The organism is Tsuneonella rigui, assembly GCF_003958625.1.
GTDB classification, from domain to species: domain Bacteria; phylum Pseudomonadota; class Alphaproteobacteria; order Sphingomonadales; family Sphingomonadaceae; genus Tsuneonella; species Tsuneonella rigui.
Genome location: NZ_RSEL01000003.1, coordinates 1 through 20,181, shown reverse-complemented (window position 1 = coordinate 20,181; position 20,181 = coordinate 1). Strand labels below are relative to the sequence as shown.

Annotated in this window: 21 protein-coding genes; 12 read left to right on the top strand and 9 right to left on the bottom strand. The window is 67.7% G+C overall.

The features are described 5' to 3' along the window. Nucleotides 1-3 precede the first annotated feature (3 nt). Together ELY12_RS00165 and ELY12_RS00160 are read right to left on the bottom strand one after the other, a co-directional pair. On the bottom strand, nucleotides 4-516 hold the full coding sequence (locus ELY12_RS00165; RefSeq protein ID WP_126174682.1) for a DUF1993 family protein: 513 nt from the start codon (nucleotides 514-516) through the stop codon (nucleotides 4-6). 20 nt (nucleotides 517-536) lie between these two features. Then, nucleotides 537-2,129 carry a cisplatin damage response ATP-dependent DNA ligase gene (locus ELY12_RS00160; RefSeq protein WP_126174681.1) on the bottom strand — a complete coding sequence of 531 codons (1,593 nt, stop codon included), beginning with the start codon at nucleotides 2,127-2,129 and terminating at the stop codon, nucleotides 537-539. A gap of 84 nt (nucleotides 2,130-2,213) precedes the next feature. Between ELY12_RS00160 and ELY12_RS00155 the strand changes: the two genes are divergently transcribed. Further along, nucleotides 2,214-2,513 (top strand): hypothetical protein, encoded by a 300-nt coding sequence (locus tag ELY12_RS00155; RefSeq protein ID WP_126174680.1) that lies wholly within the window; start codon nucleotides 2,214-2,216, stop codon nucleotides 2,511-2,513. Between the two features lie 13 nt (nucleotides 2,514-2,526). Here the strand turns inward: ELY12_RS00155 and ELY12_RS00150 are convergent, their stop codons facing one another. From ELY12_RS00150 to ELY12_RS00130, 5 genes are all read right to left on the bottom strand, one after another. Then, nucleotides 2,527-3,531, bottom strand: coding sequence for a ligase-associated DNA damage response exonuclease (locus ELY12_RS00150; protein ID WP_126174679.1), 1,005 nt, complete (start codon nucleotides 3,529-3,531; stop codon nucleotides 2,527-2,529). Nucleotides 3,532-3,572: 41 nt separating this feature from the next. Beyond that, on the bottom strand, nucleotides 3,573-5,066 hold the full coding sequence (locus ELY12_RS00145; protein WP_126174678.1) for an ABC transporter permease: 1,494 nt from the start codon (nucleotides 5,064-5,066) through the stop codon (nucleotides 3,573-3,575). Beyond that, nucleotides 5,063-5,995 (bottom strand): ABC transporter ATP-binding protein, encoded by a 933-nt coding sequence (locus tag ELY12_RS00140; protein ID WP_206435740.1) that lies wholly within the window; start codon nucleotides 5,993-5,995, stop codon nucleotides 5,063-5,065. The genes ELY12_RS00145 and ELY12_RS00140 overlap by 4 nt, the downstream gene beginning before the upstream one ends. Nucleotides 5,996-6,099: 104 nt before the next feature. Next, entirely contained in the window at nucleotides 6,100-8,472 is a 2,373-nt protein-coding gene (gene clpA / locus ELY12_RS00135; protein WP_126174677.1) for an ATP-dependent Clp protease ATP-binding subunit ClpA, read from the bottom strand. Between the two features lie 159 nt (nucleotides 8,473-8,631). Next, nucleotides 8,632-8,832, bottom strand: a complete 201-nt coding sequence (locus ELY12_RS00130) for a DUF1192 domain-containing protein (protein ID WP_126174676.1) — start codon at nucleotides 8,830-8,832, stop codon at nucleotides 8,632-8,634. 128 nt (nucleotides 8,833-8,960) lie between these two features. On the opposite strand from ELY12_RS00130, the gene ELY12_RS00125 reads away from it, so the two are divergent. The 6 genes from ELY12_RS00125 (at nucleotide 8,961) to ELY12_RS00105 (ending at nucleotide 13,853) form a co-directional block, all read left to right on the top strand. Continuing rightward, nucleotides 8,961-9,950: an NAD(P)H-quinone oxidoreductase gene (locus tag ELY12_RS00125; protein ID WP_241229659.1), complete on the top strand. Its 990-nt coding sequence runs from the start codon at nucleotides 8,961-8,963 to the stop codon at nucleotides 9,948-9,950. Between the two features lie 51 nt (nucleotides 9,951-10,001). Further along, entirely contained in the window at nucleotides 10,002-10,295 is a 294-nt protein-coding gene (locus ELY12_RS00120) for a GIY-YIG nuclease family protein (protein WP_126174675.1), read from the top strand. 59 nt (nucleotides 10,296-10,354) lie between these two features. After that, nucleotides 10,355-10,984, top strand: a complete 630-nt coding sequence (locus tag ELY12_RS00115; protein ID WP_126174674.1) for a glutathione S-transferase family protein — start codon at nucleotides 10,355-10,357, stop codon at nucleotides 10,982-10,984. A 57-nt stretch (nucleotides 10,985-11,041) separates the two neighbouring features. Continuing rightward, nucleotides 11,042-11,194, top strand: coding sequence for a hypothetical protein (locus ELY12_RS14175; protein WP_164549357.1), 153 nt, complete (start codon nucleotides 11,042-11,044; stop codon nucleotides 11,192-11,194). Between the two features lie 87 nt (nucleotides 11,195-11,281). Further along, the gene (locus tag ELY12_RS00110) at nucleotides 11,282-11,986 is read left to right on the top strand and encodes a DUF1013 domain-containing protein (RefSeq protein ID WP_126174673.1); all 705 of its coding nucleotides are present in this window, start codon (nucleotides 11,282-11,284) and stop codon (nucleotides 11,984-11,986) included. 184 nt (nucleotides 11,987-12,170) lie between these two features. Continuing rightward, complete coding sequence (locus tag ELY12_RS00105) at nucleotides 12,171-13,853, top strand: long-chain-fatty-acid--CoA ligase (protein ID WP_126174672.1); 1,683 nt, start codon at nucleotides 12,171-12,173, stop codon at nucleotides 13,851-13,853. A gap of 107 nt (nucleotides 13,854-13,960) precedes the next feature. Here the strand turns inward: ELY12_RS00105 and ELY12_RS00100 are convergent, their stop codons facing one another. Then, a complete protein-coding gene (locus ELY12_RS00100; RefSeq protein ID WP_126174671.1) occupies nucleotides 13,961-14,353 on the bottom strand; it encodes a bactofilin family protein in 393 nt (130 codons plus the stop codon). A 4-nt stretch (nucleotides 14,354-14,357) separates the two neighbouring features. Next, entirely contained in the window at nucleotides 14,358-15,509 is a 1,152-nt protein-coding gene (locus tag ELY12_RS00095; protein WP_126174670.1) for a M23 family metallopeptidase, read from the bottom strand. 238 nt (nucleotides 15,510-15,747) lie between these two features. Between ELY12_RS00095 and ELY12_RS00090 the strand changes: the two genes are divergently transcribed. The 5 genes from ELY12_RS00090 to ELY12_RS00070 all read left to right on the top strand — a co-directional run bounded on the left by ELY12_RS00090 (nucleotide 15,748) and on the right by ELY12_RS00070 (nucleotide 20,012). Next, the gene (locus ELY12_RS00090) at nucleotides 15,748-17,010 is read left to right on the top strand and encodes a glutamate-5-semialdehyde dehydrogenase (protein WP_126174669.1); all 1,263 of its coding nucleotides are present in this window, start codon (nucleotides 15,748-15,750) and stop codon (nucleotides 17,008-17,010) included. A 258-nt stretch (nucleotides 17,011-17,268) separates the two neighbouring features. Then, entirely contained in the window at nucleotides 17,269-18,324 is a 1,056-nt protein-coding gene (locus tag ELY12_RS00085; protein ID WP_126174668.1) for an aldo/keto reductase, read from the top strand. 5 nt (nucleotides 18,325-18,329) lie between these two features. Then, nucleotides 18,330-18,980: a nicotinate-nucleotide adenylyltransferase gene (locus ELY12_RS00080; protein ID WP_126174667.1), complete on the top strand. Its 651-nt coding sequence runs from the start codon at nucleotides 18,330-18,332 to the stop codon at nucleotides 18,978-18,980. Between the two features lie 108 nt (nucleotides 18,981-19,088). Continuing rightward, nucleotides 19,089-19,457: a ribosome silencing factor gene (gene rsfS, locus ELY12_RS00075; RefSeq protein WP_241229655.1), complete on the top strand. Its 369-nt coding sequence runs from the start codon at nucleotides 19,089-19,091 to the stop codon at nucleotides 19,455-19,457. Between the two features lie 123 nt (nucleotides 19,458-19,580). After that, nucleotides 19,581-20,012, top strand: a complete 432-nt coding sequence (locus tag ELY12_RS00070) for a 23S rRNA (pseudouridine(1915)-N(3))-methyltransferase RlmH (RefSeq protein ID WP_126174665.1) — start codon at nucleotides 19,581-19,583, stop codon at nucleotides 20,010-20,012. Nucleotides 20,013-20,181: the final 169 nt, after the last annotated feature.

Genomic DNA, 20,181 nt, shown 5'->3' with positions numbered 1-20,181 from the left:
CGGTCACGCCGCGCTCGGCGCCCGCAAGTACTGGAACATGTAGCCGACGTAATCGGCCTTCCCCAGCGGCACGCCGTTGGCGCGCAGGATCGCGTAGGCGGTCATCAGGTGAAAGTAGAACTGCGGCAGCGCCCAGTCACGGACGTAGGCGTCGGTGACGAGGTCGAAGGTCATGCCATTGGCGAGGCTGAGCTCGACCGGCGCATCGTCCTTGCCGAACGGCGTCGCACGCCAGCCCTCGATCATCGTGCGGGTCGCGGCAATCCGGCTACGCGCGGCGGCGAGCGTTTCGTCGTCGACGTCGCTGGAGGAGAAGGCGACCCCGGCCGCTCCCGCCATCGCCTCGCCGGGCAGGTTGCAACAGAAGCGGATCTGCCGGCTCAGCGGAAACATGTCGTCGGTCAGCTTCTCCGCCAGCAACGCGTCGCCGCCCTGCTCGGCGGCCTTGGCGAGCCAGGCGTCGAGCGAGCCGAGCATGTTGTGATACGTGGTGAGGAGGAGTTCGGCGGTCTGCATCGCCGCGAACTAGACCGCGGTCAGTCCTTGATCAACGCCTTGAGCGCGTCGAGCCGGTCGGCCTCGTGCGGCGGCTTGTCCCAGCGCACGCGGTGCACGCGGGGGAAGCGCATCGCCACGCCGGACTTGTGGCGCTTGCTTTCGTGCACCGAATCGAACGCGAGTTCGAACACCAGGCTGCGGTCGGTCTCGCGCACCGGGCCGAAGCGGTTGATCGTGTGCGTGCGCACGTGACGGTCGATCCGCTTCAGTTCCTCGTCGGTGAAGCCCGAGTAGGCCTTGCCCACCGGCAGCAGCTCGGCGCCCGCGTCGGGGTCGCCGTCCCAGCAGCCGAAGGTGTAGTCGGAGTAGAAGCTCGAGCGCTTCCCGCTTCCGCGCTGGGCATACATCAGCACCGCGTCGATCAGCAGCGGATCGCGCTTCCACTTGTACCACAATCCGGTCTTGCGGCCCGCGATGTAGGGCGAATCGCGGCGCTTGAGCATCAGCCCCTCGATCGCCTCGTCGCGCGCGCCGGCGCGGATCTGGGTCAGCTGGTCGAAGTCGATCGCCTCGATCACCTGGGAGAGGTCGAAGTGCGAGGCGGGCAGGCGCGGCATGAGCGCCTCGAGCACCTTGCGCCGCTCACTCCACGGCCGTTCGCGCAAGTCGGTACCTTCGAGGATCAAGACGTCATAGAGGCGAACGAACGCGGGATACTCGGCGAGCATCTTCTTCGATACGACCTTGCGCCCGAGCCGCTGCTGCAGCGCGTTGAAGCTCGCCGCGCCGCCCTGCTCCCCGCCCTGGTGGCTGCCGCGCACCAGCAGCTCGCCGTCGAGCACCGCGTCCATCGGCAGGATGTCGAGCAGCTCCGGGAAAGTGCCCGAGATGTCGTCTCCGCCGCGTGAATAGAGCCGCGTCTCGCCGCCCATCCGGACGAGCTGAACGCGGATGCCGTCCCACTTCCACTCGGCGGCGTAGTCGGCGAGGTCGACCACCGTTTCTTCCAGCGGATGCGCCAGCATGAACGGCCGGAAGGTCGGCATGTTCGCCGTGTCGGGCGCGGCGTGGCCGTGCGCGGCCCAGTTGAACAGCGGCTCGTAGGGCGGCGTGAGGCCGTGCCAGTGCTCCTCCACTTCCTCGACCGTCACCTCGAACGCCTGCGCGAAGGCGACCTTGGCGAGGCGGCTGGAGATGCCGATCCGCATCGCGCCCGTCGCGAGCTTGAGCAGCGCGTAGCGGCCCGATGGGTCAAGCCGGTCCATCAGCAGCGGCAGTTCGGTGAGCACCGACTTGCGGGTCATGCCTGCGAGCAGCTCGACCGTTTCCGACACGCTCGGCGGCGCGGGGTGTGTTTCGGGTGCCGGCCACAGCAGGCTGGCGGTCTCGGCCGTGTCCCCGACGAAATCGCGGCTCAGGGTCCACAGCACCGGATCGACGCGCTCCATCAGCAGATTGCGGATCGTGCTCGACTTGACCGCGGGGAAGTCGAGCCCGTCGGTCAAGGCCGCTAGCGCCCAACCGCGGTCGGGATCGGGCGTGGCGCGCAGGTACTCGGCGATCAGCCGCAGCTTCTCGTTGCGGCTGCGGGTGTAGACCAGTGCGTCGATCAGGGCGGCGAGTTCTTCCATCTAGGCAGCGGCCCTGCTGCGCGATAAAATGCCGCCAAGCTCGCCCGGTCGTCGTGCGAGGCCGCTTCCAGAGGGTTTCCCGACATGCGCATGCTTCTCGCCGCCGCCGCGTTGGCGCTCGTTCCCGCCGCCGGTTTCGCCGCCGATGCCGCTCCCGCTGCCACGGCGGCCGCGCGGCTCAATCTCGACACTCCGGTTGAGACCATCGTCGCCGATGCCGCGGGCAAGGCGGTGCTCGATGCGAACCTGCCGGGCCTGACGACGTACGAGCATTACGACATGATCAAGACCTACAGCTTGCGCGCGCTCTCGCGCATGGCGCCCGACAAGCTGCCCGCCGAGGCGATCGCCAAGACCGAAACGGACCTCGCGGCGATCAAGTAAGGGCCGCGCCCGCTCAGTCATCCTCGTCCTCGTACCCCACCAGCGCCAGCGCCCGCGCGCGGCGCTGGTGGAGCTGGTGCCAGCGAAGCAGCGCTTCCTCGCGGCCGTGGGTGATCCAGGTCTCCTGCGGGCTCACTTCCTCGATCGTGCGGGTGAGCTCGCCCCAGTCGGCGTGGTCGGAGATGATCAGCGGCAGCTCGACGTTCTTCTGCCGCGCGCGTTGGCGCACCCGCATCCAGCCCGATGCCATCGCGGTGATCGGATCGGGCAGGCGGCGGCTCCAGCGGTCGTTGAGCGCGCCGGGCGGGCACATCACCACGCGGCCGCGCATCTCGTCCTTGGTCGCCTCGCTGACCAGCCGCAGCTCGCCGAGGTTGACGCCGAATTCCTCGTAGAGCCGGCACAGGTTGACCAGCGCGCCGTGGAGATAGATCGGCTCGTGGTGCCCCGCGGCGCGCAGTTCCGCGATCACACGCTGCGCCTTGCCCAGCGCATAGGCGCCGACCAGCACACAGCGATCCGGATGCGCGGCGAGCCGATCCAATAGCTTCGCCATCTCCTGCGCGATCGGCGGGTGGCAGAACAGCGGCAGGCCGAAGGTCGCCTCGGTGATGAACACGTCGCACGGGGTGACCTCGAACGGCGGGCAGGTCGGGTCGGGGCGGCGCTTGTAGTCGCCGGTCACCACCACTCGCTCGCCCGCATGCTCGAGCAGGATCTGCGCGCTGCCGAGCACGTGGCCGGCGGGGATGTAGGTCGCACTGACCCCGCCCTTGAGCTCGATCGTCTCGCCATAAGCGACCGGGGTCGCGCCCTCGCGGGTGAAGTAGCGCAGTTCCATGATCGCCAGCGTCTCGGGCGTGGCGACGGTCTGCCCGTGCCCGCCGCGCGCATGGTCGGCATGGCCGTGAGTGACGAGGGCGCGGTCGACCGGGCGCGAGGGATCGATCCACGCGTCGGCAGGAACGACGTGGATGCCCCACGGCTCGGGCCTGATCCATGATAGCGGCGGGGGCACGTGCGATTCAAACTCGCGCGCGCCAACCCGTTCCCGAACCTCTACTCCGTCGCGGGCCGCAGCCGCTCGATCATCTGCTTGAGGCCCGGCTTTTGGCCCTGCGCGAGCAGGCTTGCCCGGAACAGACGGCCGAGGAAGATGACCTCCAGCGCGATGAACACCGCCAGCACCGCGCCCGCGCCGACCAGCTCGAGCGTGGGCACGCCCATGCCGAGGCGGGCGAGGATCGCGAACGGGGTCCAGATCGGCACCCACGTCAGCACCTGCACCATCGGCCCCGAGTTGCCGGCTATGATCGCCTGCATCAGGAAGGTGACCGGCAGCAGGATGCCGAGCAGCACTGGCATCAGGTAGCCCTGCGCCTCGCTCATCGAATCCGCCATCGCCCCGATCGCCACGAAGATGATCGAGATCGCGACGTAGCCGGCGATGAAGAAGAAGATCAGCGTCGCGATCGCGCCGGGCGAGGTGACCGGGGCGAGCGCGGGGCGGATCAGGTCGGCAATCGCGCCGTGGGTGGCGAACGCCACCGCCGCGCCGGTGCCGAGCCAGACGGTCAGCATCGATAGTCCGATCGCCAGCGCGCCCAAGAGCTTGCCGTACATCAGCTCCTCCGGGGTGATGCAGGCGAGGATCGATTCCAGCAGCTTCTTCGAACGCTCCTCGATCGACCCCTGCAGCATCCAGCTGCCCGACAGCATCAGCCCCATCATCAGGATGTAGGCAAGCGCGAGCGGGACGATCGAACGCACCAGCAGCGCCTCCTTGCCGCCGCCGCCGGGGGGCGGGGTGGTGACCGACAGCGCCGGCGCGGCGCTCTGCACCATCGCGGCGGATTGCGGCGACAGGCCGTTGGCGGTCAGCAGCCGCTGGCGCAGGTCGGCGGTGAGCGTTTCGTTGAGCGGACCCACGAAGGCCTGCTTGGGCTGCTCGTTGGCCCACAGGCGCACGGTCGGGTCGGCGGGATACTTCGGCCCGATCAGCACCACGAGATCGGCATGCTCGGGCGCGGTGTCCTTGGCCTTCAGTGCGCGATCGACGCCAGCCTGCAATGCCTCGCCGTCGGCGGTCGCGAGATCGGGCGGGGGCGCGACGAAGGTGAAATCCTGGCTTGGCGGATCGAACTCTGGCGTGTCCTTGGCCTTGACCTTGGCGATCTTGGCCAGCGCGGCGTCGATCCCGCCCGCTTGGCGGAAGGCGAGCACATCGGCCGGAGTGTACCACCGGTCGTGCTGCGCCCAGGCGGCTTGCGGATCGGCGGCCTCGAGCCCGTGGCGGCGGACGTAGCGCGACAGATCCCGCAGCACCTGCTGGTCGTGCTCGAAGGCGAAGCGCTGTTCGAGCACCGCGCGGGTGGTGCCGCCGGCGCGGTCGATCACGACCACCTTGGCGGGGTCCCGGTCCTCGAGCTTGTCGCCGAGGATCGGGCCGAGCGCGAGCGCTACCGGAACAAGCAGCAGCGTCAGCCAGAAGCTCTTGAGCTGGACCACCTGGCGGAACTCGCGGCCCGCGACGAGGAGGATGTTGCGGATCATCGGGCGAGCTCCCCGCTGGAGTCGGGTGCGGAGCCGACCAGGTGGACGAACACATCGTGCAAGGTGGCGCGGCGCTCTTCGAAGCGGCGCAGCGGCAGCCCGCTGGCGGTGCAACGCTGTAGCACATCGCCGGCATCGACCCCGGGGTCGAGCGACAGCGAATACTCGCTCCACCCGTTGCCCAGATCGGCCGTAGCATTGGCTGCCGCGATGCCCTCGATCCCGGTGATCCCCGCCGGCGCGACCGCATCGATGCGGGCGGGAAGCTGGTCGCGCGCCTCGTCGATGGTGCCTTCGAAGCGCTTCTTGCCCTTGCGCAGCAGCAGAATGCGGTCGCACAGCCGCTCGGCGTGCTGCATGACGTGGGTCGAGAAGACCACCGCCGCGCCGCCCTTCGCGGCGCCCACGATCTCGTCTTCCAGCAACTGCTGGTTGACCGGGTCGAGGCCGGAGAACGGCTCGTCGAGGATCAGCAGCCTGGGCCGGTTGACGATCGCAGTGGCGAGCTGGACTTTCTGCGCCATGCCCTTGGACATCTCGGAGATCTTCGCCTTCGCCCGGTCGCCGAGGTCGAAGCGCTTAAGCAGCTCCATGCCGTGGGCCTTCGCGTCGCTGGCGGCCATCTGCTTCATCCGGCCGAAGTAGGTGATCGCGTCGATCGCGCTCATGTTACCGTAGAGGCCGCGCTCTTCGGGCAGGAAGCCGATTGCCGCGGTGTTGCGCCGGTCGGGCGCGCCGCCGAGCACTTCGATCCGCCCGCTGGTGGGCCGGATGATGTCGAGCACCATGCGCAGCGTGGTGGTCTTGCCGGCGCCGTTACCGCCCAGGAAGCCGTAGATCTCGCCCGGCTCGACCGAGAAGCTGAGGTCGTCGACCGCCAGCACGTCGGCGAAACGCTTGGTCAGCGCCTCGACCTTCAGAACACTCATGATTGCGACCCCCAACCCGTCAGGGCTGCGGGATTACCGCATCGGGCGCCCCATTCCAATGGCGCTCGTCCGCCGGCCGACTCGCGTCGACCGGCGTCATGGCATCAGCTGTTCTCGCCCGCTTCCTCGCTGTCGCTCGGCTCGGCGGCGGGCTTGCCCTTCTTCGCAGCAGGCTTGGCCTTCTTCGCGGCCTTGGCCTTGGGCGGGGCGGGAGTGAGCTCGAAGCTCGGTTGCCCGTCTTTGAGGCTGACGTGGACCTCGCCGCCGCTGGAGAGCTTGCCGAACAATAGCTCCTCGGCGAGCGGCTGCTTGATCTTCTCCTGGATCAGTCGCGCCATCGGCCGCGCGCCGTAGAGCTTGTCGTAGCCCTTGTCGGCCAGCCAGCCGCGCGCATCGCTGTCGAACTGGATGTGCACGTTCTGCTCGGCGAGCTGGAGTTCCAGCTGCAGGATGAACTTGTCGACCACCCGCGCCACGGTCTCGCGGCCGAGGTAGGTGAACGGCACGATCGCATCGAGGCGGTTGCGGAATTCGGGGGTGAACATCCGCTTCACCGCCTCTTCCTGCGCGTCTTCCTTGCTCACGTCGCCGAAGCCGATGCCCTGGCGCGCCATGTCGCTGGCGCCGGCATTGGTGGTCATGATCAGCACAACGTTGCGGAAGTCGACCGTCTTGCCGTGGTGATCGGTCAGTCGGCCGTTATCCATCACCTGCAGCAAGATGTTGAAGAGGTCGGGGTGCGCCTTCTCGATCTCATCGAGCAACAGGACGCTGTGCGGCTGCTGATCGACCGCGTCGGTTAGCAGGCCGCCCTGGTCGTAGCCGACATAGCCCGGAGGCGCGCCGATCAGGCGGCTCACCGAGTGACGCTCCATGTACTCCGACATATCGAAGCGCTGCAGAGGGATGCCCATGATGCTGGCGAGCTGGCGCGCGACCTCGGTCTTGCCGACGCCGGTAGGGCCGGAGAACAGGAACGAGCCGATCGGCTTGTCGGGATCGCGCAGGCCGGCGCGGCTCAGCTTCATCGCGGTCGACAGCTTCTTCACCGCGACATCCTGGCCGTAGACGACCTGCTTCAAATCGCGTTCTAGGTGCTCGAGAGCGCGCTTGTCGTCGCTCGACACGCTCTTGGGCGGGATGCGCGCCATCGTCGCGATGACGGCCTCGATCTCGCGCGCGGTGATCTTCTTCTTTCGCTTCGACGGCGGCACTAGCATCTGCATCGCGCCGACTTCGTCGATCACGTCGATCGCCTTGTCGGGCAGCTTGCGGTCGTTGATGTAGCGCGCCGACAGCTCGACCGCGGTCTTGATCGCGTCGGGCGTGTAGGTGACCTTGTGGTGCTCCTCGAACGCGGTGCGCAGGCCCTTCAGGATCTTGACCGTGTCCTCGACCGTCGGCTCGTTTACGTCGATCTTCTGGAACCGGCGCAGCAGCGCGCGGTCCTTTTCGAAGTGGTTGCGGAATTCCTTGTAGGTGGTTGAGCCGATGCAGCGGATCGTCCCGCCGCTGAGGGCCGGCTTCAAGAGGTTCGAGGCATCCATCGCCCCGCCGCTGGTCGCGCCGGCGCCGATCACGGTGTGGATCTCGTCGATGAACAGGACGGCGTCGGGCATCTTTTCGAGCTCGTTGACGACCTGCTTCAGCCGCTCCTCGAAGTCGCCGCGGTAGCGGGTGCCAGCCAGCAGCGCGCCCATGTCGAGGCTGTAGATCACCGCGTTCTCGAGCACCTCGGGCACTTCGCCCTCGACGATCTTGCGCGCGAGCCCTTCGGCGATGGCGGTCTTGCCGACGCCGGGATCGCCCACGTAGAGCGGATTGTTCTTGCTGCGGCGGCAGAGGATCTGGATCGTCCGGTCGACCTCCGGCCCGCGGCCGATCAGCGGATCGACCTTGCCGTTCTTGGCCTTCTCGTTGAGGTTGACGGTGAACTGGTCGAGCGCGGAGCCTTCCTTGCCCTTGGCCTCGCCCTTCTCCTGCGGCTGGCCTTCGCTCTCGCCGGTTCCTTGCGGCGGCTTCGAATCGATCGCCTTGCCGCCCTTGCCGATGCCGTGGCTGATGTAGCTCACCGCATCCAGCCGGCTCATGTCCTGCTGCTGGAGGAAATAGACCGCGTAGCTATCGCGTTCGGAGAACAACGCGACCAGCACGTTGGCGCCGGTGACGGTGTCCTTGCCCGATGACTGGACGTGCAGGATCGCGCGCTGGATTACCCGCTGGAACCCGGCGGTCGGCTGCGGATCGGCGTCGTCGGCGGTCTCGAGCTTCTGGTATTCCTCGTCGAGGTAGCGGCGGACCACTTCGCTCAGTTCGGCGACATCGACCCCGCACGCCGCCATCACCTGCGCCGCATCCTCGTCGTCGATCAGCGCGAGCAGCAGGTGCTCGAGCGTCGCGTATTCATGATGCCGCTCGGCCGCGCCGGCAAGCGCGGCGTGGAGGGTCTTTTCGAGGTTCTGAGCGAAACTGGGCATTCGGGTGTCTTTCGCGTGAGACTCGCTAGGGTTGGCTTGCGAGAGAGAATAAGCGGATTGGGTGAATGGCGTTTTTACGCCTTGGTCCTGAGATTGCGCCGGGGAAGCGCTCGGCGCCGATATGGGAAGCGGCCCGCTGGAATGCGAGACCGCCGGGCTTCACGACTTGGGAGACCCGAACAACGCGTCCGCCGCGCTGCGGTGCGCCGCAGCCTTGTCATGGTGGGCCTTGATGCGCGCGATCTCGGCTTCGAGCAGCGCGATCCGCTCGGTCAGCTCGTCCTGCGAATAGGGGGAGAGGTCCTCTTTGGCGAGGAGACTGGCGGCATCGCCGCGCGGACGGGGCAGGTCGTCGTCCATTGGTGGAATCATCGCGCGCGGGTGCGCTTGCTGTCAATGCCGCGCGCCGCTAGTCCCCCGCGCGGCGCAGTGCGCTGTCGTATTCCGGCAACAGGGGGCAGACCGTGGCCGAGGCGTTACCCGACCAGATGACCGCAATGGGCTATGATGCGCCGGGCGGACCCGACGTGTTTCGGTCCGAGCAACTGCCGGTGCCGCAGCCGGGGCCGGGCGAGGTGCTGTTCCGCGTCGCGTATGCCGGAGTCAACCGGCCCGATGTCATCCAGCGCCAGGGCTTCTACCCGCCGCCGCCGGGCGCTTCGCCGATCCCGGGCCTGGAGATCGCAGGCGAGATCGTCGCCGCGGGCGAGGGCGTCGGCACGGAGTGGCTCGGCCAGAAGGTCTGCGCGTTGGTGTCGGGCGGAGGTTACGCCGAATACTGCCTCGCCACCTTCGACCACTGCCTGCCGGTGCCCGATGGCGTGTCGCTGGCCGAAGCCGCGGCACTGCCCGAAACGCTGTTCACCGTGTGGCACAACGTGTTCGAGCGCGCCTACGCCTGCGAGGGCGAGACGCTACTGGTCCACGGCGGCACCAGCGGCATCGGCACAATGGCGATCATGCTCGGCAAGGCGTTCGGGCTGTCGGTGATCGCCACCGCCGGCAGCGAGGAGAAATGCGCTGCCATTCGCGAGCTAGGGGCGGACTTGGCGATCGACTACAAGACGCAGGACTTCGTTGAGGAGGTGAAGAATTTCACCGGCGGCAAGGGAGTCAACGTCGTGCTCGACATGGTCTCGGGCGATTACGTGGCGCGCAACCTCCAGTGCCTCGCCGAGGACGGCCGCCACATCACCATCGCCGTGCTCGGGGGTCTCAAGGCGACGATCGACATGGCTCTGGTGATGCGAAAGCGCCTGACGCTGACCGGCTCGACCCTCCGCGCACGCTCGAACGAATTCAAGGCGCTCCTCGCCGACGAGATCGCCCGCACCGCCTGGCCGCTCGTCGCCGACGGCACCATCCGCCCGGTGATGGACCAGACCTTCCCGCTCGACGAAGTGGCGGAGGCCCACCGACGCATGGAACAGGGCGACCACATCGGCAAAATCGTCCTTGCCGTTTCTCGTGAGACCTAACCAAGTTCGTCACCCCCGCGAAAGCGGGGGCCCATCTCCGGCGGCAGCGGGATGAGCAAAGGTGGCTGGGTGTACATTCTTGCCAACCGCAGGAACGGCGCCCTCTACACCGGCGTGACCGCCGACATCGCCGCGCGCATGGTGCAGCATCGCGACGGCACGGGCAGCGCGTTCTGCCGCGAACACGGCATCAGTCGGTTGGTCCATCTCGAACCATACGACAGCATTGAAGACGCGATCGCCCGCGAAAAAGCGGTCAAGAAATGGCGACGCGCGTGGAAGATCGAGCTGATCGAGCGCGGCAACCCGGATTGGCGCGACCGCTGGTTCGAGATACTTTCGTAGCGACGGTCGCGGCCGCGGGAGATGGGTCCTCGCGTTCGCGGGGATGACGGAGAGATTGTATGGCGGAATTTGTCCTTCACGAAGATCCGCTCAGCGGCAATTGCTACAAGATCAAGCTGACCGCCGCGCTGCTCGGGCTGCCGCTGGCGATCCGGCAGTATGATATCCGCAAGGGCGAGACGCGGACGCCCGAGTTCCTCGCCAACGTGAATGCGAACGGGCGCATACCGGTGCTGCAGATCGATGATGCGGACGGCACCCGCTTCTTACCCGAAAGCAACGCCGCCTGCTGGTATCTCGCCGAGGGCAGCGCGCTGATCCCGGAGGACCGGTTCGATCGCGCGGACATGCTGCGGTGGATGTTCTTCGAGCAGTACAACCACGAACCCAACATCGCGACGCTGCGGTTCTGGCTGGCATTCGTCGGCGAGGCGCACCTGACCGAACAGCAACGCGCCCAGATCCCCGCCAAGCGGATTGCGGGCGAGGATGCCCTTACCCTGATGGACGAGCATCTGGCGGACCGGGAGTGGTTCGTCGGCAGCTCGATCAGCCTCGCCGACATCGCGCTCTACGCCTACACCCACGTCGCTGAGGCAGGCTGCTTCCGCCTGCGCGAGCGCACGCACGTGTGCGCCTGGCTCGACCGCATCGCTGCGCTGCCGCGCTACACGCCGATGATGTCATAAAACCGTCAGCGGCGGCTGCTACTTCCGGTCCCTGCAACCACTCGCAGGAGATGCACGGTGCTGCAGGATTGGGAAAACGGATTGATCGGTAACACGCCCGGGACGATCTCGGGCCTGGCGAAGCGCGAGACCTTCGCGCAAGTCCTCGTACGCGCATTTCGGCCGATCCAGGCGCGGCGGATGAGCGAGGAACTTCCCAAGGCCGCCTAATGCTTGCGGATGGTGTCCGCATGGCCTAGATCGGTGCCACATGGCCGCCCCGCGAGGGGCGGCCCTTTTATTTCAGGACCGATTTTCATGGCCGACCAACCCACTCCGCTGATGCCGCACGCGACCGCCACCTGGCTGGTCGACAACACCGCGCTGTCGTTCGAACAGATCGCCCAGTTCTGCGGCCTTCACATCCTCGAAGTACAGGCGATGGCCGATGATCTCGCCGGCTCGAAGTACACCGGCCGGGACCCCGTGCACGCGGGCGAGCTGACCAACGAGGAAATCGAGAAGGGCCAGGGCGACCCCAACTACGCCCTCAAGATGCACAAGGCGCCGGTCGCGGTCAGCCGCACCAAGGGCCCGCGCTACACCCCGGTGTCGAAGCGGCAGGACAAGCCCGACGGCATCGCCTGGATCCTGCGCAGCCACCCGGAAGTGTCCGACGCGCAGATCTCCAAGCTGATCGGCACCACCCGCAACACGATCACCGCGATCCGCGAGCGCAGCCACTGGAACATCGCCAACATCACCCCGAAGGACCCGGTCACGCTCGGCCTGTGCTCGCAGCGCGAGCTTGACGCGATGGTCGCCAAGGCGGCCAAGAAGGCGGGCCTCGAGGAAGACGTCGGCACCCGCGATGCGCGCTTCGGCAGCGACCGCGAAGCGCTGATCGAGGAACTGCGGGCCGAACGCGAAACCAACGCCAAGGCCGCCGCCGAAGCCGCGCAGGAAGCCGAAGCCGCCGCCTGGCTCGAAGCCAAGCGTGCGAGCGAGGCGCAAGCGGAGTAGACTCCCAGCCGGGACCACCCCTCAATTTGTCGTCACCCCCGCGCACGCGGGGGCCCATCTCTTGCCATCGATCCAGCCGCGAGGCCCGGAGATGGATCCCCGCGTTCGCGGGGATGACGAGTTGTACGGGTTGGGCTGGAAGGCCGGCTTGCCAAGCGGGCGCGCATGCCGCATCCATGCTGACATGGATGTCAGCAACGCGCCCGACCATCCCTCCGCCGAGCATTACCGGCACCCGTGCGCATGGGATGTTCCGCTCGCCGAGCTGACCGTCCCGCAACTGCTCGAGCGTGCGGCGCGCGAGGCGCCCGATGCGCCGGCGATCGACTTCCTCGGCCGGACTTACCGCTATCGGCAGGTGTGGGACGAGGCGCAGCGCGTCGCGCACGGCCTGATCGCGCACGGGATCGCCCCAGGTGACCGGGTCGGCCTGTTCCTGCCGAATGTGCCGCTCTACCTGTCGGCCTACTACGGCGCGATGCTGGCGGGCGCGGTGGTGGTGAACTTCTCGCCGCTCTACACCGCCGAGGAGCTGGCCGCGCAGGTTGCGGACTCGGGCACGCGCCTGCTGGTGACGGTCGATGTCGCGAGCCTGCTTCCGACCGCGCTCAAGGTGCTCGACGGGTCGGCGCTGGAAACGCTGGTAGTCGCCTCGCTCGGCGCGCAACTCTCGCTGCCTAAACGGGTCGCTTTGTCGCTGCTCGGCCGCAAGAGCCTCGCCGCGATCCCGCAGCGGCCGGACGTGCTGCGCTGGCATGAGATACTCGGCGAGCCTGCGGGAGCGCTTCCGGCGATCCATCGAAACGACCTCGCGCTGCTGCAATATACCGGCGGCACCACCGGTCGGCCCAAGGGTGCGATGCTCACGCATGGGAATCTCGCCGCCAACGCGCAGCAGGTGAACGCGATCGATCCATTCACCCAGCGCGACACGATCCTCGGCGTGCTGCCGCTGTTTCACGTGTTCGCCAACACCTGCGTGCTGAACCGCACGGTGCTCAAGGGCGGGTGCATCGCGATGCTGCCGCGGTTCGAGGCGGGGCAGGCGCTGAAGACGCTCCAGCGGGTCAGGGCGACCGCCTTTCCGGGCGTGCCGACGATGTATCAGGCGCTGCTCGACCACCCGCGCCTCGTGCAGACCAATTTCTCTTCTCTCGAAGTGTGCATCTCGGGCGGCGCGCCGCTCCCCGCGCCGGTGCGAGAGCAGTGGGAGGCGGCAACCGGATCGCGGCTGGTCGAAGGCTACGGCCTGACCGAATCGAGCGGGGTGGTTTCGACCAATCCGTACGAGGGCGAGCGCAAGTCCGGCACGATCGGCCAGGTCCTGCCACATACCCGCGTCCGCCTGCTCGACAAGGAGGATGCCACGCGCGCTGCTCCCTCAGGTGAGCCCGGTGAGCTGGCAGTGGCAGGACCGCAGGTGATGCAAGGCTACTGGAACCGGCCCGATGCGGCGAAGGACGCGTTCGTCGACGCCGACGGCACCCGCTGGCTCCGAACCGGCGATGTCGCGGTGATCGACGACGATGGCTTCATCGCCATCGTCGACCGGATCAAAGACATGATCGCGGTTGGCGGGTTCAAGGTCTTTCCGAGCCAGGTCGAGGCGGTGTTGTTGCAGCACCCCGCGGTAAAGGAAGCGCTCGTGCTCGGCTTGCCCGATCCCTACCACGGCGAAATGCCGCGCGCGTTTGTCACACTCGACGAGAGCGCCACCGCCACGGGTGAGGACCTGGCCGCGTGGCTCAACGCCCGCGTCGGCAAGCACGAACGGGTGAGCGCGGTCGTGGTGCGCGAGGGCTTACCGAAAACAATGATCGGCAAGCTCGACCGCAAGGCGCTCAAGGCTGAGATACTCGGCGCGTAAATTCAAATTCGTCATCCCAGCGTAAGCTGGGATCTCGTGCAGCCAAGCGGGACGGATGAATCAACGAGGTCCCAGCCTTCGCTGGGACGACGGCTATCTTCGAAAGATCAGCTCGCCAGCGTCAGCGTCGGCGCGCTGTCATCGCCCTTGGGTGCGGCCACCGGCGCGGCGGCCTTGGCGGGCACACGGTGAGCAAAGCGGCCTTCGACTTCGGCGCCCTGCTCGATCGTCAGCGCGTCGTAGTGCACGTCGCCGTGGATCTTCGCCGAACGCAGGACCACCAGTTCGCGCGCGTTGATCGAGCCCGAGACGGTACCCGCCAGCCGCGCGGTCTCGGCGGTGATGCCGCCTTCGATGTGGCTGCCTTCGCCCTGCACCAGCGAGGCGCACTGGATGTCGCCCTCGATCCGGCCGTCGACGTGGAGATCGACGGTGGCGCTGACGTCGCCCTTGATCACGACATCGCTGCCGATCACGGAGAAGGTCGATCCCGATCCCATCGGTCTAGCCACGGGCTGGCTCGGGCTGAACTCGTCGGGCTTCTTTGAGAACATGGGGCGCTGCCTCCAGGAAGGGGCGCGGGTTCACCGCGCGTCCGTTGATGCGCACCTCGAAATGGAGGTGCGGGCCGGTCGAGCGGCCGGTGCTGCCGATCGCGCCGATGACATCGCCCGGGGCGACCTCCTGGCCGACGCGCGAGGCGAAGCGGGACATGTGCGCGTAACGCGTCACCAGGCCGTTACCGTGGCTGATCTCGACCACGTTGCCGTACCCTGAACGCTGGCCGACGTAGCTGACCTTGCCCTTGGCCGCGGCATAGATCGGCGCGCCGATCGGCCCACGGAAATCGAGGCCCGAGTGCATCGCAGCTGCGCCGGTGAACGGATCGCGGCGGACGCCGTAGCTGGAAGTCAGCATCTCGACGTTGGCGGGGCGGTATTGCGGGATGCCGGCGAGGCTGCGGTCGAGCGCTTCCATCCGCGCAAGGCTGAGGCCGAGCCGTTCGAAGCGCGGATCGATCGAACCGTCGTGCCCGGTCGAGAGGCGCTCCAGTGGACCACCCATCGCTTGCCGGTCGGCAGCGCGGACCATCGCGTTGGGATCGAGCCCGAGCTGGCGGATCGCCCGCGCGCTGCGCTCCGAGCGGCGGTCGGCGTAGCGAGTCAGCTTCTCGACGAAATCGAGCTGGCGCGCTTCGATCCGGGCAAGCGCGGCGGCTTCCGGGATCAGCGCGCTGACTTTGTCGACGGTCTTGGCGCCCTCGCCCGTCGAGTTCGATACGGTCTCGCCGTCGCGCGCATCGGCGGGCAGGGAATCGACCATTTCCTCGATGAAGGTCTGGCGCCGCTTGAGATCGTCGGCGACCGCGCCGATGTCCTTGCGGTATTCGCCCACACGGCTTTCGGCCTTGGCGACGGTGGCTTCGCGGTCGAGCAGCGACAGGCGGTCGGCGGCGGCGCGGTACTGCAGCCAGCCCATCACCGCCATCGACAGCCCCCACGCGACAAGCGCCGCGAGCACTACGCTCGCAGCGATCATCTGCACCTTGGCAGTAACCTTGATAAAGCGAACCTGTCCCTGGGACCGCATGAAGAACTCGCGGTCCGGGAACCAGGCGCGCAGGCGGTCCAGAAGTCCGCCGGCGGCTGCGTTCATGTGAGGTACGACCCCTATGTCCCGTTCTTATCCCGGCGGGGCGGCTAACAGAGGTGTCAGTGAAGGTCGAATCGACTCGCTGGGAGTCGGGGCGAGTCGGGTGAGTCGTGCGATGAACGGACTCATTCATACGAAATTTTTGAATCAAGTCCGGAACCAATCGAATCCTCGGCAGTTTGGCCGCGCCCAAGGTTTTGTCGCCTGACAGGCAGATGCCGCGCTGCTAGCCGGACAGCGTATGGCCGACGCTCCTTCGCTCGCACCCCCTGCGGTCATCGCGCAGATGGCGCGCGAGGGACGTGTGGCGCAGTCCGCGCTTGCCGGTTTGGATGATCGCGTCCGCGCCGAGGCGCTCAGAGCGGCGGCGCGGGAACTACGGCGCGACGAAGCGGCGATCCTGTCCGCCAACGCCGAAGACATGGCCGCCGCAAGCAGCCTGGCCCCCGCGCTGCGCGACCGCTTGCGGCTCGATCCCGCGCGTCTCGACGCCATCGCCGACGCGGTCGAGGCCGTGGCCGGCTTGCCCAGTCCGGTCGGCGAAGTGATCTCGCACGACACCCGGCCCAACGGCCTGGTGCTGGAGCGGGTGCGCATCCCGATCGGCCTGATCGGCATCATCTACGAGAGCCGCCCCAACGTCACGGTCGACGCGGCGGCCTTGTGCGTGCGTGCAGGCAACGCCGCGATCCTGCGCGGCGGCAGCGAGGCGGTACGCACCAATCGGGCGCTCCACGCCGCGTTCGTGCGCGGGCTGGCGATCGACGGCGTGCCCGCCGCGGCCGTGCAACTGGTGCCGAGCCAGGATCGCGCGCTGGTCGGCGCGATGCTCGAGGCTGCCGGGCTGATCGACATGATCGTCCCGCGCGGGGGCAAGAGCCTGGTGGCGCGGGTGCAGGCCGACGCGCGGGTGCCGGTTCTGGCGCACCTCGACGGGATCAACCACACTTACGTCCACGCGGCCGCCGATCCGGCCAAGGCGCGCGCGATCACGCTCGACGCCAAGCTGCGGCGGACGGGCGTCTGCGGCGCGATGGAGACGCTGCTCGTCGATGCCGCCTATCCCGATACGCCCGCGCTGCTCGCTGCGCTGATCGAGGGCAGCTGCGAGCTGCGCGGCGATGCTCGCGCGCAGGCGATCGACCCGCGCATTTCGCCCGCGAGAGAGGAGGATTGGGACACCGAATACCTCGACGCCATTCTCTCGGTCGCGGTGGTCGACGGGCCCGCTGACGCCATGACGCACATCGCGGCGCACGGCTCGCATCACACCGACGCGATTGTCACCGAGGACGCGGGCGTGGCGGAGCGCTTCCTGCGCGAAGTCGATTCGGCGATCGTGATGCACAACGCCTCGTCGCAATTCGCCGACGGCGGCGAGTTCGGGCTGGGCGCCGAGATCGGCATCGCCACCGGCCGCTTCCACGCGCGCGGGCCGGTCGCGCTCGAGGGGCTGACGACCTACAAGTGGCTGGTAAAGGGCACCGGCCAGGTTCGTGGCTGAAGCGCACGGCAGGTTTCGTTTTCCTACGCCGCCGCTTTGCGCCAAGGGTGCGCGGTAACGATGACCCCACTTTCGCTCCCCGGCCTGCGAGTCGCAAAGGTCATGGCTGGTACGCCTGATCGAGGGCGAAAGGGCGATAGTTTTGAAATTGCAATCAATGCCTTAAGCGGCCTCACGGGGCTGGAAGGTCACGAAGTTTCGCACCACATTCCCAGTGCCAGGTTGCACTGTTCCATCCCGTCCTGACAGGAGACTCGCATGCGCTACAACCGCCTCGGCTCGACCGGCCTGATCGTTTCGGAACTGTGCCTCGGCGCGATGACCTTCGGGACCGACCCGGGCCGCTTCGCCAATGTCGCGGGAATGGATCAGGCGGCCTCGACCGCGATGGTCAAGCAGGCCCTCGATGCCGGGATCAACTTCATCGACACCGCCAACGTCTATACCCGCGGCCAATCGGAGCGGTTCGTCGGGCAAGCGCTGAAGGACTTGGGCCTCGCCCGCTCGGACGTGGTGATCGCGACCAAGGCAATGGGGGCGATGGGTGAAGGGCCCAACGACGCGGGCATCAGCCGCTACCACCTGATGCACCAGATCGATGCCAGCCTCGAGCGGCTGGGGCTCGACCACGTCGATCTCTACCAGATCCACGGGTGGGATTCGCAGACGCCGATGGAGGAAGCGCTGCGTGCGCTCGACGACATCGTCCGCAGCGGCCGCGCGCGCTACGTCGGGGTCAGCAACTGGGCCGCGTGGCAGATCATGAAGGCGCTCGGCATATCCGAGCGGCTGGGGCTCGAGAAATTCGCCTCGCTGCAAGCCTACTACACCGTCGCCGGGCGCGACCTCGAACGCGAAATCGTGCCGATGCTGCAGTCGGAAGGCGTTGGGCTGATGGTGTGGTCGCCGCTCGCCGGCGGGCTACTCAGCGGCAAGTACACCCGCGGCGACGATGACAAGAGCCAGGGCGAGGGCCGCCGCGCGGCGTTCGACTTCCCGCCGGTCGAGATGGACCGCGCCTACGATCTGATCGACGTGATGCAGGGCATGGCGCAGGCCAAGGGCAAGACGGTGGCGCAGATCGCGCTCGCCTGGCTGCTGCACCGCCCGGTGGTCTCGACCGTGATCGTCGGGGCCAAGCGCGCCGATCAGCTGGCCGACAACATCGGCGCCTGCGAGGTCGAGTTCACCAAAGATGAATGGGACCAGCTCGACAAGGCGAGCCGCCTGCCGCGCGAGTATCCCGGCTGGATGCTCGGCTTCCAGGGCAGTTACCGCGACGACAAGGTCTCGCCCCGGCGGAGCGTCCAGTAACGAAGATGACCCGCGTCGGTTTGCTGGGCGGGAGCTTCAACCCGGCGCACCGCGCGCACCGTGCGATCAGCCTCGCCGCGATCGCCGAGCTCGGCCTGGACGAAGTCTGGTGGCTGGTTTCGCCCGGCAATCCATTGAAGTCCGCCGCCGGGATGGCGCCTCTCCCCGCGCGCTTCGCCTCCGCGCTGCGCATGGCTCGCCGCGCGCCGATCCGGGTGACCGCGATCGAACGCCAGCTCGGCACCCGCTACACGATCGACACCCTGCGCGCGCTCCAGCGCCGCTACCCCAAGCGGCAGTTCGTGTGGATCATGGGCGCGGATAATCTTGCCCAGTTCGGCCAGTGGAAAGATTGGCGGGGTATCGCGCGAACCATGCCGATTGCGGTGTTCGCGCGGCCGGGGTATTATCGCCAGGCCGCCGCGAGCCCCGCTGCGGCCTGGCTGCGGCGCTATTCGGTGTCGCCAGCCGGTTTGAAGCACTCGGGCGAATGGAGCGCACCGGCACTGGCATACCTGCGTTATGACCCCGATCCGATCTCGGCCACGGCCATCCGCCGCGCCGATCCGGACTGGGCTTTGCGGATTGCGACAGGCGCCTTGCGCGACGAGGTTACGCACACCGTCATCCCGGCTGAGGAAACAACCGCGCGATGATGCGCGTTGTCTCCTTCGTGACCATCGCCTTTCTCCACAGGAGCACGACCAACGCCTATGAATCAGGCGCATTCCTTGCCGGCCTCGGCCGGCGCAATTCGCGGTTCCATGTCGCCGGGTGAAACCCCCGCCGACCGGCTCCACGCGCTGGTGCTCAGCCAGCTCGACGACGACCAGGCGCAGGATCTCGTGTCGATCCCGCTCGCGGGCAAATCGAGCATCGCCGATCACATGGTGATCGCCTCGGGCCGCTCGACCCGCCAGGTCGCCGCGATGGCGCAGAAACTGGGCGAGCGGATCAAGCAGGAAGGCTTCGGCAACGCCCGGATCGAAGGCTTGCCGGCGGCAGACTGGGTGCTGATCGACGCGGGCGATGTCGTCGTCCACCTGTTCCGCCCCGAAGTGCGCAGCTTCTACAACCTCGAGCGCATGTGGGGCTTCGGCGAGGAGAAGGCCGCGGCCGGGGGAACGGCGTAGTCTGCTTTTCGAGCGGCCCTCCGGCCGCTCGTCCTCGGCGCGTTCTCTCCGCTTCGCTACGAGGCGCCTGCGGGCGGGCGTTCGCCCTTGCGGTCCGCTGGCCCCGGACCGTAATCAGCTTTGATGCTTCTGCACATCGTAGCCCGCGGCAAGATCGGCCGCTCGCCCGAGGCGGAACTGGTCGCGCGTTACGAGAAGCGCATCACTTGGCCGCTCAAATTGACCGAGCTGCCCGAGACCGGCGGCAAGGCGCCCGAGCCCGTCACTCCGCTGCGCACCGTTCTGCTCGACGAGCGCGGCAAGCAACTATCATCTGAAGAGCTTGCCGCGATTTTCGGCCGGTGGCGCGATGACGGGGTGCGCGAGGCACGCTTCGTCCTTGGCGCCGCCGACGGGCACTCGGAAGCCGAACGGCGCGGGGCCGACCTGCTGCTGGCGATGGGCGCGATGACCTGGCCGCACCTGCTCGCCCGCGCGATGCTGGCCGAGCAGCTCTACCGCGCGACCACCATCCTTGCCGGTCATCCCTATCATCGCAGCGGCGACACGCGCTAAGAGGGTGCCGTCATGACACCGCGCCGCGCCGTTCCCCTGCTGCTCGCCCTGTTCGCGGGGGTGGGCGTGTTGGCGTCAGCGGTCGAAGCGCAGCGCACCGCGAGCTACGCCAGCGCCGACGAGACCCGCACCGCGCTCGCCCGTGCGCAGGCCGACGCCCGCGCCGCTG

Excerpts from the sequence above, each read along its gene's own strand:
- ELY12_RS00140 (WP_206435740.1), bottom strand. The coding sequence starts at position 5,995 with ATGAGTGTTCTGAAGGTCGAGGCGCTGACCAAGCGTTTCGCCGACGTG.
- ELY12_RS00160 (WP_126174681.1), bottom strand. The coding sequence starts at position 2,129 with ATGGAAGAACTCGCCGCCCTGATCGACGCACTGGTCTACACCCGCAGC.
- ELY12_RS00090 (WP_126174669.1), top strand. The coding sequence starts at position 15,748 with ATGGCCGACGCTCCTTCGCTCGCACCCCCTGCGGTCATCGCGCAGATG.
- ELY12_RS00085 (WP_126174668.1), top strand. The coding sequence starts at position 17,269 with ATGCGCTACAACCGCCTCGGCTCGACCGGCCTGATCGTTTCGGAACTG.
- ELY12_RS00165 (WP_126174682.1), bottom strand. The coding sequence starts at position 516 with ATGCAGACCGCCGAACTCCTCCTCACCACGTATCACAACATGCTCGGC.
- ELY12_RS00125 (WP_241229659.1), top strand. The coding sequence starts at position 8,961 with ATGACCGCAATGGGCTATGATGCGCCGGGCGGACCCGACGTGTTTCGG.
- ELY12_RS00100 (WP_126174671.1), bottom strand. The coding sequence starts at position 14,353 with ATGGGATCGGGATCGACCTTCTCCGTGATCGGCAGCGATGTCGTGATC.
- ELY12_RS00080 (WP_126174667.1), top strand. The coding sequence starts at position 18,330 with ATGACCCGCGTCGGTTTGCTGGGCGGGAGCTTCAACCCGGCGCACCGC.
- clpA (WP_126174677.1), bottom strand. The coding sequence starts at position 8,472 with ATGCCCAGTTTCGCTCAGAACCTCGAAAAGACCCTCCACGCCGCGCTT.
- ELY12_RS00115 (WP_126174674.1), top strand. The coding sequence starts at position 10,355 with ATGGCGGAATTTGTCCTTCACGAAGATCCGCTCAGCGGCAATTGCTAC.
- rsfS (WP_241229655.1), top strand. The coding sequence starts at position 19,089 with ATGTCGCCGGGTGAAACCCCCGCCGACCGGCTCCACGCGCTGGTGCTC.
- ELY12_RS00145 (WP_126174678.1), bottom strand. The coding sequence starts at position 5,066 with ATGATCCGCAACATCCTCCTCGTCGCGGGCCGCGAGTTCCGCCAGGTG.
- ELY12_RS00110 (WP_126174673.1), top strand. The coding sequence starts at position 11,282 with ATGGCCGACCAACCCACTCCGCTGATGCCGCACGCGACCGCCACCTGG.
- ELY12_RS00070 (WP_126174665.1), top strand. The coding sequence starts at position 19,581 with ATGCTTCTGCACATCGTAGCCCGCGGCAAGATCGGCCGCTCGCCCGAG.
- ELY12_RS00130 (WP_126174676.1), bottom strand. The coding sequence starts at position 8,832 with ATGGACGACGACCTGCCCCGTCCGCGCGGCGATGCCGCCAGTCTCCTC.
- ELY12_RS00155 (WP_126174680.1), top strand. The coding sequence starts at position 2,214 with ATGCGCATGCTTCTCGCCGCCGCCGCGTTGGCGCTCGTTCCCGCCGCC.
- ELY12_RS00105 (WP_126174672.1), top strand. The coding sequence starts at position 12,171 with ATGGATGTCAGCAACGCGCCCGACCATCCCTCCGCCGAGCATTACCGG.
- ELY12_RS00095 (WP_126174670.1), bottom strand. The coding sequence starts at position 15,509 with ATGAACGCAGCCGCCGGCGGACTTCTGGACCGCCTGCGCGCCTGGTTC.
- ELY12_RS00120 (WP_126174675.1), top strand. The coding sequence starts at position 10,002 with ATGAGCAAAGGTGGCTGGGTGTACATTCTTGCCAACCGCAGGAACGGC.